The organism is Burkholderia sp. EMB26, from assembly GCF_024730645.1.
In the GTDB taxonomy this organism is placed as follows: Bacteria; Pseudomonadota; Gammaproteobacteria; order Burkholderiales; family Burkholderiaceae; genus Burkholderia; species Burkholderia cenocepacia.
This window is the reverse complement of record NZ_CP078070.1, coordinates 3214269-3228865: the sequence shown is the minus strand read 5'-3', so window position 1 is coordinate 3228865 and position 14597 is coordinate 3214269. Positions and strand designations below refer to the sequence as shown.

Annotated in this window: 16 protein-coding genes; 12 read left to right on the top strand and 4 right to left on the bottom strand. The window is 67.2% G+C overall.

The window, feature by feature from the left end; all coding sequences use genetic code 11:
* The first annotated feature begins 111 nt into the window (after positions 1-111).
* The 7 genes from KU887_RS15225 (at position 112) to ptsP (ending at position 7539) form a co-directional block, all read left to right on the top strand.
* Positions 112-450 (top strand): P-II family nitrogen regulator, encoded by a 339-nt coding sequence (locus KU887_RS15225; protein ID WP_006398175.1) that lies wholly within the window; start codon positions 112-114, stop codon positions 448-450.
* A 37-nt stretch (positions 451-487) separates the two neighbouring features.
* Complete coding sequence (locus tag KU887_RS15220; RefSeq protein ID WP_062911164.1) at positions 488-1999, top strand: ammonium transporter; 1512 nt, start codon at positions 488-490, stop codon at positions 1997-1999.
* Between the two features lie 243 nt (positions 2000-2242).
* Entirely contained in the window at positions 2243-3532 is a 1290-nt protein-coding gene (gene gshA / locus KU887_RS15215; protein ID WP_006477713.1) for a glutamate--cysteine ligase, read from the top strand.
* A gap of 25 nt (positions 3533-3557) precedes the next feature.
* Positions 3558-4514 (top strand): glutathione synthase, encoded by a 957-nt coding sequence (gene gshB / locus KU887_RS15210; RefSeq protein ID WP_006499053.1) that lies wholly within the window; start codon positions 3558-3560, stop codon positions 4512-4514.
* A 237-nt stretch (positions 4515-4751) separates the two neighbouring features.
* Positions 4752-5222, top strand: coding sequence for a PTS sugar transporter subunit IIA (locus KU887_RS15205; protein WP_006487073.1), 471 nt, complete (start codon positions 4752-4754; stop codon positions 5220-5222).
* 73 nt (positions 5223-5295) lie between these two features.
* Complete coding sequence (locus KU887_RS15200) at positions 5296-5565, top strand: HPr family phosphocarrier protein (protein WP_006477716.1); 270 nt, start codon at positions 5296-5298, stop codon at positions 5563-5565.
* A 201-nt stretch (positions 5566-5766) separates the two neighbouring features.
* Positions 5767-7539, top strand: a complete 1773-nt coding sequence (ptsP, locus tag KU887_RS15195; RefSeq protein ID WP_006487070.1) for a phosphoenolpyruvate--protein phosphotransferase — start codon at positions 5767-5769, stop codon at positions 7537-7539.
* Positions 7540-7606: 67 nt separating this feature from the next.
* Here the strand turns inward: ptsP and KU887_RS15190 are convergent, their stop codons facing one another.
* The 3 genes from KU887_RS15190 to gpmA form a co-directional block, all read right to left on the bottom strand.
* The gene (locus tag KU887_RS15190; protein ID WP_006487067.1) at positions 7607-8359 is read right to left on the bottom strand and encodes a molybdopterin-synthase adenylyltransferase MoeB; all 753 of its coding nucleotides are present in this window, start codon (positions 8357-8359) and stop codon (positions 7607-7609) included.
* A gap of 103 nt (positions 8360-8462) precedes the next feature.
* Complete coding sequence (locus KU887_RS15185) at positions 8463-10016, bottom strand: S41 family peptidase (RefSeq protein WP_006487071.1); 1554 nt, start codon at positions 10014-10016, stop codon at positions 8463-8465.
* 256 nt (positions 10017-10272) lie between these two features.
* Positions 10273-11019 (bottom strand): 2,3-diphosphoglycerate-dependent phosphoglycerate mutase, encoded by a 747-nt coding sequence (gene gpmA / locus KU887_RS15180; RefSeq protein ID WP_006481562.1) that lies wholly within the window; start codon positions 11017-11019, stop codon positions 10273-10275.
* A 136-nt stretch (positions 11020-11155) separates the two neighbouring features.
* Between gpmA and KU887_RS15175 the strand changes: the two genes are divergently transcribed.
* From KU887_RS15175 to KU887_RS15155, 5 genes are all read left to right on the top strand, one after another.
* Positions 11156-11578, top strand: a complete 423-nt coding sequence (locus KU887_RS15175; protein WP_006481558.1) for a rhodanese-like domain-containing protein — start codon at positions 11156-11158, stop codon at positions 11576-11578.
* Entirely contained in the window at positions 11575-11835 is a 261-nt protein-coding gene (grxC, locus tag KU887_RS15170) for a glutaredoxin 3 (protein WP_006477722.1), read from the top strand. The genes KU887_RS15175 and grxC overlap by 4 nt, the downstream gene beginning before the upstream one ends.
* 107 nt (positions 11836-11942) lie before the next feature.
* A complete protein-coding gene (gene secB / locus KU887_RS15165; RefSeq protein WP_006481561.1) occupies positions 11943-12434 on the top strand; it encodes a protein-export chaperone SecB in 492 nt (163 codons plus the stop codon).
* 25 nt (positions 12435-12459) lie between these two features.
* Positions 12460-13458 carry an NAD(P)H-dependent glycerol-3-phosphate dehydrogenase gene (locus KU887_RS15160; RefSeq protein ID WP_006499050.1) on the top strand — a complete coding sequence of 333 codons (999 nt, stop codon included), beginning with the start codon at positions 12460-12462 and terminating at the stop codon, positions 13456-13458.
* A gap of 92 nt (positions 13459-13550) precedes the next feature.
* On the top strand, positions 13551-14075 hold the full coding sequence (locus KU887_RS15155; protein ID WP_006481556.1) for an O-acetyl-ADP-ribose deacetylase: 525 nt from the start codon (positions 13551-13553) through the stop codon (positions 14073-14075).
* Between the two features lie 27 nt (positions 14076-14102).
* Here KU887_RS15155 and trmL read toward each other — a convergent pair whose 3' ends face one another.
* On the bottom strand, positions 14103-14573 hold the full coding sequence (trmL, locus tag KU887_RS15150; RefSeq protein ID WP_034201336.1) for a tRNA (uridine(34)/cytosine(34)/5-carboxymethylaminomethyluridine(34)-2'-O)-methyltransferase TrmL: 471 nt from the start codon (positions 14571-14573) through the stop codon (positions 14103-14105).
* Between the last annotated feature and the right edge of the window lie 24 nt (positions 14574-14597).

Here is a 14597-nt window from a genome sequence, read left to right as displayed (position 1 = left end):
CTTCGAAGCCCTTCGAGACGGTGTTCGGACGAACATGGCATGCGAGTTGCTGAGAAGAGTCCGTTACAACATTCCAACTCATTCGACGGGACAACCCAGCGAGAGGACTTCATGAAACTCATTACCGCAATCATCAAGCCGTTCAAGCTCGATGAGACGCGCGAGGCGCTGTCGGCGCTTGGCGTCTCGGGCATCACGGTGACGGAGGTGAAAGGGTTCGGGCGCCAGAAGGGGCACACCGAGCTGTATCGCGGCGCCGAATACGTGGTCGATTTCCTGCCGAAGATGAAGATCGAGGCGGCCGTGTCCGACGATCTCGTCGACCAGGCGGTGGAAGCGATCGAGCGGGCCGCGCGCACGGGCAAGATCGGCGACGGCAAGATCTTCGTCACGCCGATCGAACAGGTGATCCGGATTCGCACCGGGGAGACGGGCGCGGACGCGCTGTAACAGAACACACAAGACAAGCGACAAGAGGAAACCCAAGATGCGCAAACTTCTGATGTCCCTGCTGATGGCCGGCTCGCTGATCGCGGCCGGCGTCGGCTCCGCGCTCGCGGACGACGCGGCGTCCGCCGCGGCCGGTTCCGCGCCTGCCGCCACCGCTTCCGACGCATCGGCTGCCGCCGCACCGGCCGCTTCGGCGCCGAGCGCCGACGCATCCGCCACCGCCGCTGCGGCCGCACCGGCTTCGGGCGTGACCGACGCATCGGCTGCCGCCGCCGCGTCCGCGCCGGCCGCCCCGGCCGCGCCCACCGCCCCGTTCTCGGTCGATTCGTCGAAGATCAGCGCGGGCGACACCGCGTGGATGCTGACGTCGACCGCGCTCGTGCTGTTCATGACGATCCCGGGCCTCGCGCTGTTCTACGCGGGCATGGTCCGCAAGAAGAACGTGCTCGCGACCGTGATGCAGAGCTTCGCGATCACCGCGGTGATCACGGTGCTGTGGACGGTGGTCGGCTACAGCCTCGCGTTCACGCCGGGCAACGGCTTCATCGGCGGCCTGTCGCGCGCGTTCCTGCACGGCATGAACTACATCAAGGGCGACAAGGCGACGACGCTGACGGTCAGCCATCTCGCGACGACGATTCCGGAATCGGTCTACTTCGTCTACCAGATGACGTTCGCGATCATCACGCCGGCGCTGATCTGCGGCGCGTTCGCCGACCGGATGAAGTTCTCGGCGATGCTCGTGTTCATGACGCTCTGGTCGCTGATCGTCTACGTGCCGATCGCGCACATGGTGTGGGAGCCGACCGGCTGGCTGTCGGCCGACGGCGTGCTCGACTTCGCGGGCGGCACGGTGGTGCACATCAACGCCGGTATCGCGGGCCTCGTGTCGTGCCTCGTGCTCGGCAAGCGCGTCGGCTACGGCCGTGAATCGATGGCGCCGCACAACCTGGTGCTGACGATGATCGGCGGCTCGATGCTGTGGGTCGGCTGGTTCGGCTTCAACGCGGGCTCCGCGGTCGCGGCCGATGGCCGTGCCGGCTTCGCGATGCTGACCACGCAAGTGGCGACCGCCTGCGCGGCGCTCGGCTGGATGTTTGCCGAGTGGATCGCGAAGGGCAAGCCGTCGGTGCTCGGCATCGTGTCGGGCGCGGTCGCGGGTCTCGTGGCGATCACGCCGGCCGCCGGTTTCGTCGGCGTGGCGGGCGCACTGGTGATCGGTATCGCGGCGGGCGTCGTCTGCTTCTGGTCGGCGACTTGGCTCAAGTCCAAGCTCGGCTACGACGATTCGCTCGACGCGTTCGGCGTGCACGGCATCGGCGGGATTCTCGGCGCGTTGCTGACGGGCGTATTCGCGGTCAAGGACATCGGCGGCTTCGACGGCAGCCTGCTGCTGCAGGCCAAGGGCGTGCTGATCACGCTGGTCTACAGCGGCGTGCTGAGCTTCGTGCTGCTGAAGCTGATCGACCTGACGATCGGCCTGCGCGTGACCGAAGAGGAAGAGCGCGAAGGTCTCGACGTGATCCTGCACGGCGAGCACGTGGAATAAGTCACACGAATCAACGGCGGGCCGCCGCGACGACGGCGCCCGCCCCGAATGAGCGCAGCGACTTCGGCCCGCCTACCCGGCGGGCTTTTTTTCTCCTGCCACCCGCTGCCGTAGCGGATAACCCTTCACTCTATCGGGTCAATAGCCGAAAAGTTCCTCGATATCCTTGCGAAGCCGGGAACAATCCCCAAATGGGCAAGGCAATTGCTCTACAATCTTCATTCTCCCGCTCGCGAGTGATTCATGGTTCCCCACCTCGTTACCGCGTTGAACGGTCCGCTGCTCGAACTCGAGCAGAAGATCCTCGACGCGACGCCTGCGATCGAACGCTGGTTCAGGCTCGAATGGCAGGAACACACCCCGCCGTTCTATTGTTCGGTGGACCTGCGCAATGCCGGCTTCAAGCTGGCGCCCGTCGACGCGAACCTGTTTCCCGGCGCATTCAACAATTTGCCGTCCGAAGTGCTGCCGCTCGCCGTGCAGGCCGCGATGGCCGCGATCGAGAAAATCTGCCCGGACGCGAAGAATCTGCTCGTGATTCCCGAGCTGCCGACCCGCAACGCGTTCTACCTGGAAAACGTCGCGCGCCTCGCGACGATCATGCGCCAGGCCGGCCTGAACGTGCGCTTCGGCTCGCTCGACCCGAGCATCACCGACATGACGCCGATCACGCTGGCCGACGGCCAGAAGATCGTGCTCGAACCGCTCGAGCGTTCGCAGCGCCGCCTCGGCCTGAAGAATTTCGATCCGTGCTCGATCCTGCTGAACAACGACCTGTCGGCCGGCATCCCGGCCGTGCTGGAAAACCTGCACGAGCAGTACCTGCTGCCGCCGCTGCACGCAGGCTGGGCCGTGCGCCGCAAGTCGACGCATTTCTCGTGCTACGACGACGTCGCGAAGAAGTTCGCGAAGATGGTCGGCGTCGATCCGTGGATGGTGAATCCGTATTTCGCGCACGTGGAAGGCGTCGACTGGCAGGCGCATGAAGGCGAGCAGGCGCTCGCCGACGCGATCGACGGCGTGCTGAAGAAGATCGCGCGCAAGTATCGCGAATACGGGATCAGCGAGAAGCCGTACGTCGTCGTGAAGGCCGACGCGGGCACCGCCGGCCGTGGCGTGATGACCGTGCACGACGCGGCCGAGATCGGCCGCATGACGAAGGCCGAGCGCGCGCAGATGGCCGAATCGAAGGCCGGCCTCGCGGTGCGCGACGTGATCGTGCAGGAAGGCGTCTACACGTTCGAGCGCGTCGGCGACGAAGTGGCCGAGCCGGTCGTCTACATGATCGACCGCTACGTGGTCGGCGGCTTCTACCGCACGCACGGCGGCCGCGAGCGCGACCAGAACCTGAACGCGCCGGGCATGCACTACGTGCCGCTCGGCTTCGAGCACACCGCGCTGCCGGATGCAGGCGCCAAGCCGGGCGCCGCGCCGCCGAACCGTTTCTACATGTACGGCGTCGTCGCGCGGCTGTCGCTGATCGCGTCGTCGATCGAACTGGAAAAGACCGATCCCGAAGCCATCCAGGTGTGACGGCTTCGCTACGTACAGGACCCGCATGGACATTCTTTTTATCGCCGACCCGCTCGAGCATTTCAAGATCTACAAGGATTCGACCTACGCGATGATGGCGGAGGCCGCCCGGCGCGGGCATGCGGTGTACGCGTGCGAGCCGCGCCACCTCGCGTGGACGGGCTCGGCCGTCGAGGCCGACGTGCGGCGCATCACGTTCGTCGGCGAGCTGGACGACCTGCATCGCGACACCTGGTTCGACGCGGGCCCGGTCGACGCGCGCCGTCTCGAATCGTTCGGCGCGGTGCTGATGCGCAAGGATCCGCCGTTCGACATGGAGTACGTGACGTCGACGTGGCTGCTCGAGCTGGCCGAGCGCGCGGGTGCACGCGTGTTCAACAAGGCGCAGTCGATCCGCGACCATTCGGAGAAGCTCGCGATCGGCGAGTTTCCGCAGTTCGTCGCGCCGACGCTCGTCACGCGCGACGCGAAACGGCTGCGCGCGTTCCACGCCGAGCACGGCGACGTGATCCTGAAACCGCTCGACGGGATGGGCGGGATGGGCGTGTTCCGCGTGAAGCCGGACGGCATGAACCTCGGTTCGATCGTCGAGATGCTGAGCCACGATGGCACGCGCTCGGTGATGGCGCAGAAGTTCATTCCCGAGATCAAGGCCGGCGACAAGCGCATCCTGCTGATCGGCGGCGAGCCGGTGCCGTATTCGCTCGCGCGGATTCCGCAGGGCAGCGAGGTGCGCGGCAATCTCGCCGCGGGCGGGCTCGGCGTCGCGCAGCCGCTGACGGCCCGCGACCGCGAGATCGCCGACACGCTCGGGCCCGTGCTCGCATCGCGCGGGCTGCTGCTGGTCGGGCTCGACGCGATCGGCGACTGGCTGACCGAGGTGAACGTCACGAGCCCGACGTGCTTCCGCGAGATCATGGAGCAGACGGGTTTCGACGTCGCCGCGATGTTCATCGACGCGCTGGAGCGTGCGGCCGCGTAGGCCCGACCCGTTTCCCGCGCAACCCCGGCGGCGGCCGCGCAGGTCCCCCGTCGCCGGAGCAGCTTGACCGGCCTGCTACAATGCCCGCTCGCCCGGTGCCGTGATCGGCGCACCGAAGGCCCGGCGGTCGGGCCGACACTGTTGCAAGGCTGAACATGAAACGTTCCCCACACTCGCTACGCTCATTGCCCCGCCGCGGGGTATCGGCCCGCCAGGGGCGGCCGGGAGCGATCTGACATGGCCGGGATCCTGATCATCGCGCACGCCCCGCTCGCCACCGCGCTGCGGGACTGTATCGCGCACATCTACGGCGGCGTACCTGCCCGCATCGGCTGCATCGACGTGATGGCGGACAGTGATCCGACCCAGGTGATGGCGTTTGCGCACGCGGAACTCGCGCGGCTGCGGGAAGAAAACGGCGTGGTCGTACTGACCGACATGTACGGCGCGACGCCCGCGAACATCGCGGGCCAGCTCGCGAAGCTCGACAACGTGCGCGTGCTGGCCGGCGTGAACCTGCCGATGCTCGTGCGAGCCGTCTGCTACCGCACCGTGCCGCTCGACAAGCTGGTCGACAAGGCGCTGTCCGGCGGCGCGAAGGGCGTCCACGAGGTGTCGTCCGGCACGCCGCCGCCGCCGACGGAAACCGGCTGCGGCCAGTGCGCGCCGATTCCGCCGGAGCCGCAACCGCGCACCGAATCGCACTGAGCCGCCGTTTTCCGTTTTAGACCGACCCGCCGACGCGTGCCGCCGGCGGTCCAGACCGACCCGACCGAGAATCATGCTTCAACAAGAAACCACCATCGTCAATAAATTGGGGCTCCATGCGCGCGCATCGGCCAAGCTTACGCAACTGGCCGGCAACTTCCAGTCCGAAGTCTGGATGACACGCAACGGGCGCAAGATCAATGCGAAGAGCATCATGGGCGTGATGATGCTGGCGGCCGGCATCGGCAGCACCGTGACGATCGAAACCGAAGGGCCCGACGAGCGGGAAGCGATGGACGCGCTGCTGAAGCTGATCGCCGACAAGTTCGGCGAAGGCCAGTGATCGCCACGCGGAATCATTGCCGTTTCCAGTCAGAATGCCGCGGATTTCGCGGCATTTTTTTCGTCGGAAGCATTGATGCGGAATGCGCAATGCTGCGCTGCATGCAGTCAGCAGGGAGTCGCGGAATTTATAATCGCTAACCGGGGTCATAAGCGCATCGCAGCAGTGTGCCGCGGCTTTACTTGTACAGAGGAGGTGCGCGTGTCCTTCACGCTGCATGGCATTCCCGTCTCACGAGGTATCGCGATCGGGCGAGCGTATCTGATCGCGCCGGCGGCGCTCGACGTCGCCCATTACCTGATCGAGGCCAACCAGATCGACGCCGAAGTGGAGCGATTCCGCACGGCGCTCGACGTCGTGCGTCGCGAGCTCGAAGCGCTGCGCGCCGACCTGACCGACGACACCCCGAGCGAAGTCGGCGCATTCATCGACGTCCACACGATGATCCTGAGCGACGAGATGCTCGTGCAGGAAACCATCGACCTGATCCGCACGCGCCGCTACAACGTCGAATGGGCGCTGACCGAGCAACTCGAACTGCTGACGCGCCATTTCGACGACATCGAGGACGAGTACCTGCGCGAGCGCAAGGCCGACATCGAACAAGTGGTCGAGCGCGTGCTGAAGGCGCTCGCCGGTGCGCCGTCCGCGTCGCAGGCGCTCGACGGCGCGGCCAGGAACGGCACGAACGACATGATCGTCGTCGCGCACGACATCGCGCCGGCCGACATGATGCAGTTCAAGACGCAGTCGTTCCAGGCGTTCGTCACCGATCTCGGCGGGCGCACGTCGCACACGGCGATCGTCGCGCGCAGTCTCGGCATTCCGGCCGCGGTCGGCGTCCAGCATGCGAGCTCGCTGATCCGCCAGGACGACCTGATCATCGTCGACGGCGACCAGGGCATCGTGATCGTCGATCCGGCGCCGATCGTCCTCGAGGAATATTCGTACCGCCAGTCCGAGAAGCTGCTGGAGCAACGCAAGCTGCAGCGCCTGAAGTTCTCGCCGACGCAAACGTTGTGCGGCACGAAGATCGAGCTGTACGCGAACATCGAGCTGCCCGACGACGCGAAGGCGGCCGTCGAGGCCGGCGCGGTCGGCGTCGGCCTGTTCCGCTCCGAGTTCCTGTTCATGCATCAGAAGGAGATGCCGGAAGAGGAGGAGCAGTTCGCCGCGTACAAGCGGGCCGTCGAGTGGATGAAGGGCATGCCGGTGACGATCCGCACGATCGACGTCGGCGCCGATAAACCGCTCGAGGCGCTCGACGAAGGCTACGAAACGGCGCCGAACCCGGCGCTCGGGCTGCGCGCGATCCGCTGGAGCCTGTCCGAGCCGCAGATGTTCCTCACGCAGTTGCGTGCGATCCTGCGCGCGTCCGCGTTCGGCCAGGTGAAGATCCTGATCCCGATGCTCGCGCATGCGCAGGAGATCGACCAGACGCTCGACCTGATCCGCGAGGCGAAGCGCCAGCTCGACGACGCGGGGCTCGCATACGATCCGAACGTGCGCCTCGGCGCGATGATCGAGATCCCGGCCGCGGCGATCGCGCTGCCGCTGTTCCTGAAGCGCTTCGACTTCCTGTCGATCGGCACGAACGACCTGATTCAGTACACGCTCGCGATCGATCGCGCGGACAACGCGGTCGCGCACTTGTACGACCCGCTGCATCCGGCCGTGCTGCATCTGATCGCGTACACGCTGCGCGAAGCGAAGCGCGCGGGCGTGTCGGTGTCGGTGTGCGGGGAGATGGCGGGCGACCCGGCGCTCACGCGCCTGTTGCTCGGGATGGGGCTCACCGAGTTCTCGATGCACCCGAGCCAGTTGCTCGTCGTGAAGCAGGAGATCCTGCGCGCGCACCTGAAGGCGCTCGAAAAGCCGACGGCCGACGTGCTGGCCGCGTTCGAGCCGGAGGAAGTGCAGGCGGCGCTGCAGCGGCTGTCGGTCGCCGAGCCGCGGGCGGACGCGGCCGCGTAGGCGTTTTCGTCGCCGCCAACTGTAGCGAAGTGTCACGCATGCGCGTCCAGCGCATGCCCGTCGCGCGTCAGTGCCGACCCCCGCACACGGGGCAGTCGGCCTGGCGCGCGATTTTCATCGTCGTCCATTCCATCCGCAGCGAATCGAGCATCATCAGCCGGCCGTTGAGCGTCTTGCCGATGCCGCCGATCACGCGCAGCGCCTCGGCCGCCTGCATCGCGCCGATGATCCCGACGGTCGGCGCGAACACGCCCATCGTCGAACACGCGACTTCCTCGAACGGCTGGTCTTCCGGGAACACGCACGCATAGCAGGGCGCGGCCGCGTCGCGGAAGTCGAACGTGCTGATCTGGCCGTCGAAGCGCAGCGCGGCGCCCGACACGAGCGGCACGCCGTGCGCGACGCACGCGCGATTGATCGCGTGCCGCGTCGCGAAGTTGTCGGTGCAGTCGAGCACGACGCTCGCATGCGGCACGTGCGCGTCCAGCCACGCATCGTCGACGCGCTCCGCGACCGCGTTCACCGTCACCTCGGGGTTCAGTTGCGCGAGCGCGTCGCGCCCCGACTCGACCTTGCTGCGGCCGACCGAGGCCGTCACGTGCAGGATCTGCCGCTGCAGGTTCGTGAGGTCGACCGTGTCGGCGTCGACGAGCGTGAGCGTGCCGACTCCGGACGCCGCGAGATACATCGCGGCCGGCGAGCCGAGGCCGCCCGCGCCGACGACGATCGCATGCGCATCGAGAAAGCGCTGCTGCGCCTCGATGCCGATCTCGTCGACGAGGATGTGGCGGGAGTAGCGAAGGAGTTGATCGTCGTTCATGGGGAGTCGTGAGCGAGGCGGGCGGACGTTCGTTATTTTAGGCGCGCATGAAAAACGGGCCATCGCGGTCTTCCCGCGATGGCCCGTTCGATGCGGCCGGCGCTTACTTCGGCGCGGATGCGGGCTTCGGTGCGGAAGCCGGCTTCGCGGCGCTTGCGCCCGATGCCTTCGACGCCGTCGCCGCCTTCGCGGCCGGGCTCTTGGTCGTGCTCTCGGCGAGCAGCGACTTCGATTCCTGGACCGGCTTGCCTTCGAGCTTGTTGAGCGCCTGCTGCATCATGAAGTCGTCGGCGCTGCCGAACTCGATCGGCTTGCGATCGCGATCCTTCTGGCGTTGCTCCGGCGTCTTCTTGTCGTTCTGCTCTTCGAGAATGCGCAGCTGATCCATCCGGCGCTGTTCGCGTTCTTCCTGCTCCTTCTTCTCGTTCGGATCCTGCGTGTTCGCGAGGTGGTTCGTGTAGTCGACCTCGCGCGTCACGAGCACGTCGTCCGGATCGCCGTCCGCGTACTGATCGACCGGCACGTCCGGCGTGATGCCCTTGTTCTGGATCGAACGGCCGCTCGGCGTGTAGTAGTACGCGGTGGTCAGACGCAGCGCGGTGTCGGCCGTCATCGGGCGCACCGTCTGCACCGAACCCTTGCCGAACGTCGTCTTGCCCATGATCTGCGCGCGCTTCGAATCCTGCAGCGCACCGGCGACGATTTCCGACGCGGACGCCGAATACGCGTTCGTCAGCACGATCATCGGCACGGTCTTGAAGATCGGCGGCAGGTTCTTCAGCGGATCGCCGTCGAAGGACGGCAGGCGATAGTTGTCGTACGTATCGCGGTAGACCTGCTTCGAATCGGGGATCTGGCCGTTGGTCGACACGACGACCGAGTCGGGCGGCAGGAACGCGCCGGCCACGCCGACCGCGCTCTGCAGCAGGCCGCCGCCGTTGTTGCGCAGGTCGAGGATGAGGCCCTTCAGGTTCGGCTGCTGGCGCGCGATGTCCTGCAGCTTCTGCGCGAGATCGGGCGTCGTGCGCTCCTGGAAGCTCGTGATGCGGACATACGCGTAGCCCGGATCGAGCATCTTCATCTTCACGCTCTGGACCTTGATGATCGCGCGCGTGACCGTGACCGGGAACGTGCGGTCGTCGCTCTTGCGGAAGATCGTCAGCGTGACCTTGGTGCCCGGCTCGCCGCGCATCTGCTTGACGGCCTTGTCGAGCGTCATGCCGCGCACCGGCTTGTCGTTGATGCGCGTGATCAGGTCGCCCGGACGGATGCCGGCGCGGAACGCGGGGGTGTCCTCGATCGGCGAGATCACCTTGACGAGGCCGTCTTCCTGCGAGATCTCGATGCCGAGACCCGCGAAGCGGCCCTTCGTTTGCTCCTGCAGCTCGTCATAGTCGGTCTTGTCGAGGAACGACGAGTGCGGATCGAGGCTCGACACCATGCCCTTGATCGCCGCCGTCAGCAGCTTCTTGTCGTCGACCGGTTCGACGTACTCGCGCTTGATCTGCCCGAATACCTCCGCGAACAGGCGGAGCTGGTCGAGGGGAAGCGGCGCCGTGGCGGTCTGCTCGGCCGATGCGGAAACCTGCAGCGTGGCGAACACGCCCGTGGCGAGGCCCGCGGCAATCAGGCCGATGTTCTTCAAATTCATTCGCATAGAGAGTCTGGTGCGGTCGGGAAGCGCGTGGCGGTAGCGGGGATGTAGCGGACAAGTATAACTGTTCGTCCGATAACTCAGTGGAACGGCGCGAAAAGCGTCGAAAAGGCCGCAGAGGCCCCGGCGGGGGCGCTGCGGTTCGAAAGCGGGTTCGACCGCAGCGGGGCCGCGAAGGTTCGCGCGGCGTGCAGCGTGCAGCGGGCGACCGGGGCCGGGCGCGCCGCGCCGGAACCGGGCCTGCCCGCCGCGTCGGGCGTCAGCCCGCCTTGCCTTGCTTCGCGACGGCGGCCTGCGCCTGCGCGATCGCTTCCTGGTCGCCGAGGTAATAGTGCTTGATCGGCTTCAGGTTTTCGTCGAGCTCATAGACGAGCGGCACGCCGTTCGGGATGTTCAGGCCGACGATGTCGCTGTCCGAGATGCCGTCGAGGTACTTGATCAGCGCGCGCAGCGAGTTGCCGTGCGCGGCGATCAGCACCTGCTTGCCGGCGCGCACCGCCGGCGCGATCGACTCGTTCCACAGCGGCAGCACGCGCGCAACCGTGTCCTTCAGGCACTCGGTGAGCGGCAGCTGCTCGCGCGGCACCTTCGCGTAGCGCGGGTCGTTGAACGGCGCGCGTTCGTCGGTCGGCTCGAGCGCGGGCGGCGGCGTGTCGTAGCTGCGGCGCCACACGAGCACCTGCTCGTCGCCGAACTTGGCGGCCGTTTCCGCCTTGTTCAGGCCCGACAGCGCACCGTAGTGGCGCTCGTTCAGGCGCCACGAATGGACGACCGGCAGGTACATCAGGTCCATCTTGTCCTGCACGTGCCACAGCGTGCGGATCGCGCGCTTGAGCACCGACGTGTACGCGATGTCGAACGTGTAGCCGGCCTCCTTGAGCAATTCGCCGGCCTGGTAGGCCTCGTTGCGACCCTGTTCGGTCAGGTCGACGTCGACCCAGCCGGTGAAGCGGTTTTCCTTGTTCCACGTCGATTCGCCGTGGCGGATGAGAACGAGTTTGTACATGGATCTTGCGGTCGGTAGTGATAGGGAAGCGGGGCGCGTCGCACGGGACCGAACCGGGGCCCGACATCGCGCAAGACGGTTATTTTATAATGGCGGGATTGTCCTCATCCGATTTCTCTTTTTCCGGCGGCATTCCGTGACGTTCTTTACCAATTACACGAACCTGGCCCTTATCGCGATCCTGCTGGTTTCCGGCGGCCTGCTCGCATGGCCGGCCCTGCGCCGCGGCCGCGGCGGCCTGTCGGCCGCCGAGGCGACGCAGCTCATCAATCGCCGCAACGCGGTCGTGATCGACCTGCGCGCCGCGTCCGACTTCGCCGCCGGTCACCTGCCGTCGGCGCGTCAGGTCGCGGCGGGCGAGATCGGCGCGAAAATTGCGCAGGTCGCGAAGAACAAGAGCACCCCGGTGCTGCTCGTCTGCCAGAACGGCCAGCAGTCGCAGAAGGCGGCGCGCGAGGTCGAGGCGGCGGGTTACGCGGAGGTGCACGTGCTCGAAGGCGGCGTGGCCGCCTGGCAGCAGGCCGGGATGCCGGTCGTCAAACAAGGAGTGGCGAAGTGAACAAGGTTTTGATGTACAGCACGCAGGTGTGTCCGTATTGCATGCAGGCCGAGCGCCTGCTGAAGCTGCGCGGCGTCGAGCAGATCGAAAAGGTGCTGATCGATCGCGATCCGGCCCGCCGCGAGGAAATGATGACGCGCACGGGGCGCCGCACGGTGCCGCAGATCTATATCGGCGACACGCACGTCGGCGGCTACGACGATCTGTCGAAGCTCGACCGCGAAGGCGGCCTCGTGCCGCTTCTGCAAGCGGCCTGATTAGGGCAGAATGGCCGCCGGCCGCGCCGCGGCTTGGGCGCGCAGGATTCATCCGTGGCGGCCGGCGAGCAGCCGGGCCGCCCCGTCACCACTTTTAGGGAAACACCATGTCCGACGTCGAAAACCAACCGTTCTTCAACATCCAGCGCGTCTACCTGAAGGATATGTCGCTCGAGCAGCCGAATTCGCCGGCGATCTTCCTCGAGCAGGACATGCCGTCGGTTGAAGTCGAAGTCGACGTCAAGGCCGACCGCCTCGCGGAAAGCGTGTTCGAAGTCGTCGTGTCGGGTACCGTCACCGCGAAGGTGAAGGACAAGGTCGCGTTCCTGATCGAAGCGAAGCAGGCCGGCATTTTCGACATTCGCAACATTCCGGACGAACAGCTCGACCCGCTCGTCGGCATCGCATGCCCGACGATCCTGTTCCCGTACCTGCGCTCGAACATCGCCGACGCGATCACGCGCGCCGGCTTCCCGCCGATCCACCTCGCGGAAATCAACTTCCAGGCGCTGTACGAGCAGCGTCTCGCGCAGCTCCAGCAGCAGGCTGGTGCGGCAGGCGCACCGAACGGCGCGCCGAATGGCACGACGCTGAACTGACGTTTCGCTCGGACCGGTGCTGGGTATGAAAGTAGCCGTTCTCGGCGCCGGTGCCTGGGGCACCGCGCTCGCGGGCCATCTGGCCGCGCGGCACGATACGCTTTTGTGGGCGCGCGACGCCGCGCTCATCGCCGGGCTGCAGGCCCGGCACGAAAATTCCCGCTATCTGGACGGCATCGCGTTGCCTGACGCGCTGCGCTACGACGCCGATCTCGGCGTCGCGCTCGCGCATGGCGCCGCGGACGACGCGCTGTGCGTGATCGCCGCGCCAGTGGCCGGGCTGCGCACGCTGTGTCACGCGATGCGCGACGCCGGCTGCGTGCCCGCGCATATCGTCTGGGTCTGCAAGGGCTTCGAGGCCGACACGCACCTGCTGCCGCATCAGGTGATCGCGGCCGAGCTGCCCGGACAGCAGAGCAACGGCGTGCTGTCGGGCCCGAGTTTCGCGCGCGAGGTCGGGCAGTCGCTGCCCGTCGCGTTGACGGTGGCGAGCACGTCGGCCGGATGCCGCGAGCGCACGCTCGCCGCGTTCCATCACGGCGCGATGCGGATCTATACGGGCGACGACGTGGTCGGCGTCGAGGTCGGCGGCGCGGTGAAGAACGTGCTGGCGATCGCGACCGGCATTTCCGACGGCCTCGGCCTCGGGCTGAACGCGCGCGCCGCGCTGATCACGCGCGGCCTCGCCGAAATGTCGCGGCTCGGCGTGGCGCTCGGCGGCCGCGCGGAAACCTTCACGGGCCTCACGGGCCTCGGCGACCTGATCCTCACCGCGACGGGCGACCTGTCGCGCAACCGCACGGTCGGCCTGCAACTGGCGGCCGGCCGCACGCTCAACGACATCCTCGGCGCGCTCGGCCACGTGGCCGAAGGCGTGCGCTGCGCGCAGGCCGTGCTGGCGCTCGCGCGCGCGCAATCGATCGAAATGCCGATCACGGAAGCCGTGTGCGGGGTGCTGTTCGACGGCATCGCGCCGCGCGACGCCGTCAGCGGCCTGTTGCGCCGCGACGCGCGCGCCGAGTAGCGCGAGCCGGGTTCGCCCGGCACGGTTGCGCCGGGCGCGCGGCGCCAAAGCGGACTACGCTTGAACAATCTCCGGCGTTCCGCGAGGTCGTCATGCTGCAGATCCATTCCACCACGCTCGATGCGCAAGTCGTCGACATCACGACGCTCGAGGTCGACGCGATTGTCAACGCCGCGAACGGCTCGCTGCTCGGCGGGGGCGGTGTCGACGGCGCGATTCACCGCGCGGCCGGCCCCGGCCTGCTCGCCGAGTGCCGCACGCTCGGCGGCTGCGACACCGGCGACGCGAAGCTCACGCGCGGCCACGGGCTGCCGGCGCGCTATGTGATCCACGCGGTCGGGCCGGTCTGGTACGGCGGCGCGCGTGGCGAGGCCGAGTTGCTCGCGTCCTGCTACCGGCGCGCGATCGAGCTGGCCGAGGAAGTCGCCGCGACGTCGATCGCGTTCCCGGCGATCAGTTGCGGGGTCTACCGCTATCCGGCCGAAGCCGCCGTCGATATCGCGGTCGGCACCGTCGCCGAGATGCTCGCGCAGGCGCCAAACCTCACACGCGTGGTGTTCGCGTGCTTTTCCCCCGATATCTACGACCTGTACCGCGCACGGCTCGCGCGAACCTGACGCGTTCGACGCCGCGCGCGGCGAGCGTCAGGCGCCGCCTTCGAAGCCGGCCTGGCGCCACGCCTCGAACACGACCACCGCGACCGTGTTCGACAGGTTCAGGCTGCGGTTGTCGGGTCGCATCGGCAGGCGCACGCGCTGTTCGTTCGGGAAGCGTTCGAGCAGCTCGGCCGGCAGGCCGCGCGTTTCCGAGCCGAACACGAACCAGTCGCCGGGCAGGAACGCACGATCGTGGAAGCGGCCCGAGCCGCGCGTCGTGAACGCGAACATTCGCGCGGGATCGGGCGCTTCGGAGGCGACGAATGCGTCCCAGTCGCGGTGCACGCGCATTTGCGCATACTCGTGATAGTCGAGGCCGGCGCGACGCATGCGCGCGTCGTCGAGCGGAAAGCCGAGCGGCTCGATCAGGTGCAGGTGCGCGCCGGTGTTCGCGCACAGGCGGATCACGTTGCCGGTGTTCGGCGGAATTTCGGGGGCGACGAGGACGACGTTGAACATGTTTCGGTTTGGCTGGGCCGGCCG

Coding starts and splice junctions, on each gene's coding strand:
- KU887_RS15225 (WP_006398175.1), top strand. CDS start 112: ATGAAACTCATTACCGCAATCATCAAGCCGTTCAAGCTCGATGAGACG.
- KU887_RS15220 (WP_062911164.1), top strand. CDS start 488: ATGCGCAAACTTCTGATGTCCCTGCTGATGGCCGGCTCGCTGATCGCG.
- gshA (WP_006477713.1), top strand. CDS start 2,243: ATGGTTCCCCACCTCGTTACCGCGTTGAACGGTCCGCTGCTCGAACTC.
- gshB (WP_006499053.1), top strand. CDS start 3,558: ATGGACATTCTTTTTATCGCCGACCCGCTCGAGCATTTCAAGATCTAC.
- KU887_RS15205 (WP_006487073.1), top strand. CDS start 4,752: ATGGCCGGGATCCTGATCATCGCGCACGCCCCGCTCGCCACCGCGCTG.
- KU887_RS15200 (WP_006477716.1), top strand. CDS start 5,296: ATGCTTCAACAAGAAACCACCATCGTCAATAAATTGGGGCTCCATGCG.
- KU887_RS15190 (WP_006487067.1), bottom strand. CDS start 8,359: ATGAACGACGATCAACTCCTTCGCTACTCCCGCCACATCCTCGTCGAC.
- KU887_RS15185 (WP_006487071.1), bottom strand. CDS start 10,016: ATGCGAATGAATTTGAAGAACATCGGCCTGATTGCCGCGGGCCTCGCC.
- gpmA (WP_006481562.1), bottom strand. CDS start 11,019: ATGTACAAACTCGTTCTCATCCGCCACGGCGAATCGACGTGGAACAAG.
- secB (WP_006481561.1), top strand. CDS start 11,943: ATGTCCGACGTCGAAAACCAACCGTTCTTCAACATCCAGCGCGTCTAC.
- KU887_RS15160 (WP_006499050.1), top strand. CDS start 12,460: ATGAAAGTAGCCGTTCTCGGCGCCGGTGCCTGGGGCACCGCGCTCGCG.
- KU887_RS15155 (WP_006481556.1), top strand. CDS start 13,551: ATGCTGCAGATCCATTCCACCACGCTCGATGCGCAAGTCGTCGACATC.
- trmL (WP_034201336.1), bottom strand. CDS start 14,573: ATGTTCAACGTCGTCCTCGTCGCCCCCGAAATTCCGCCGAACACCGGC.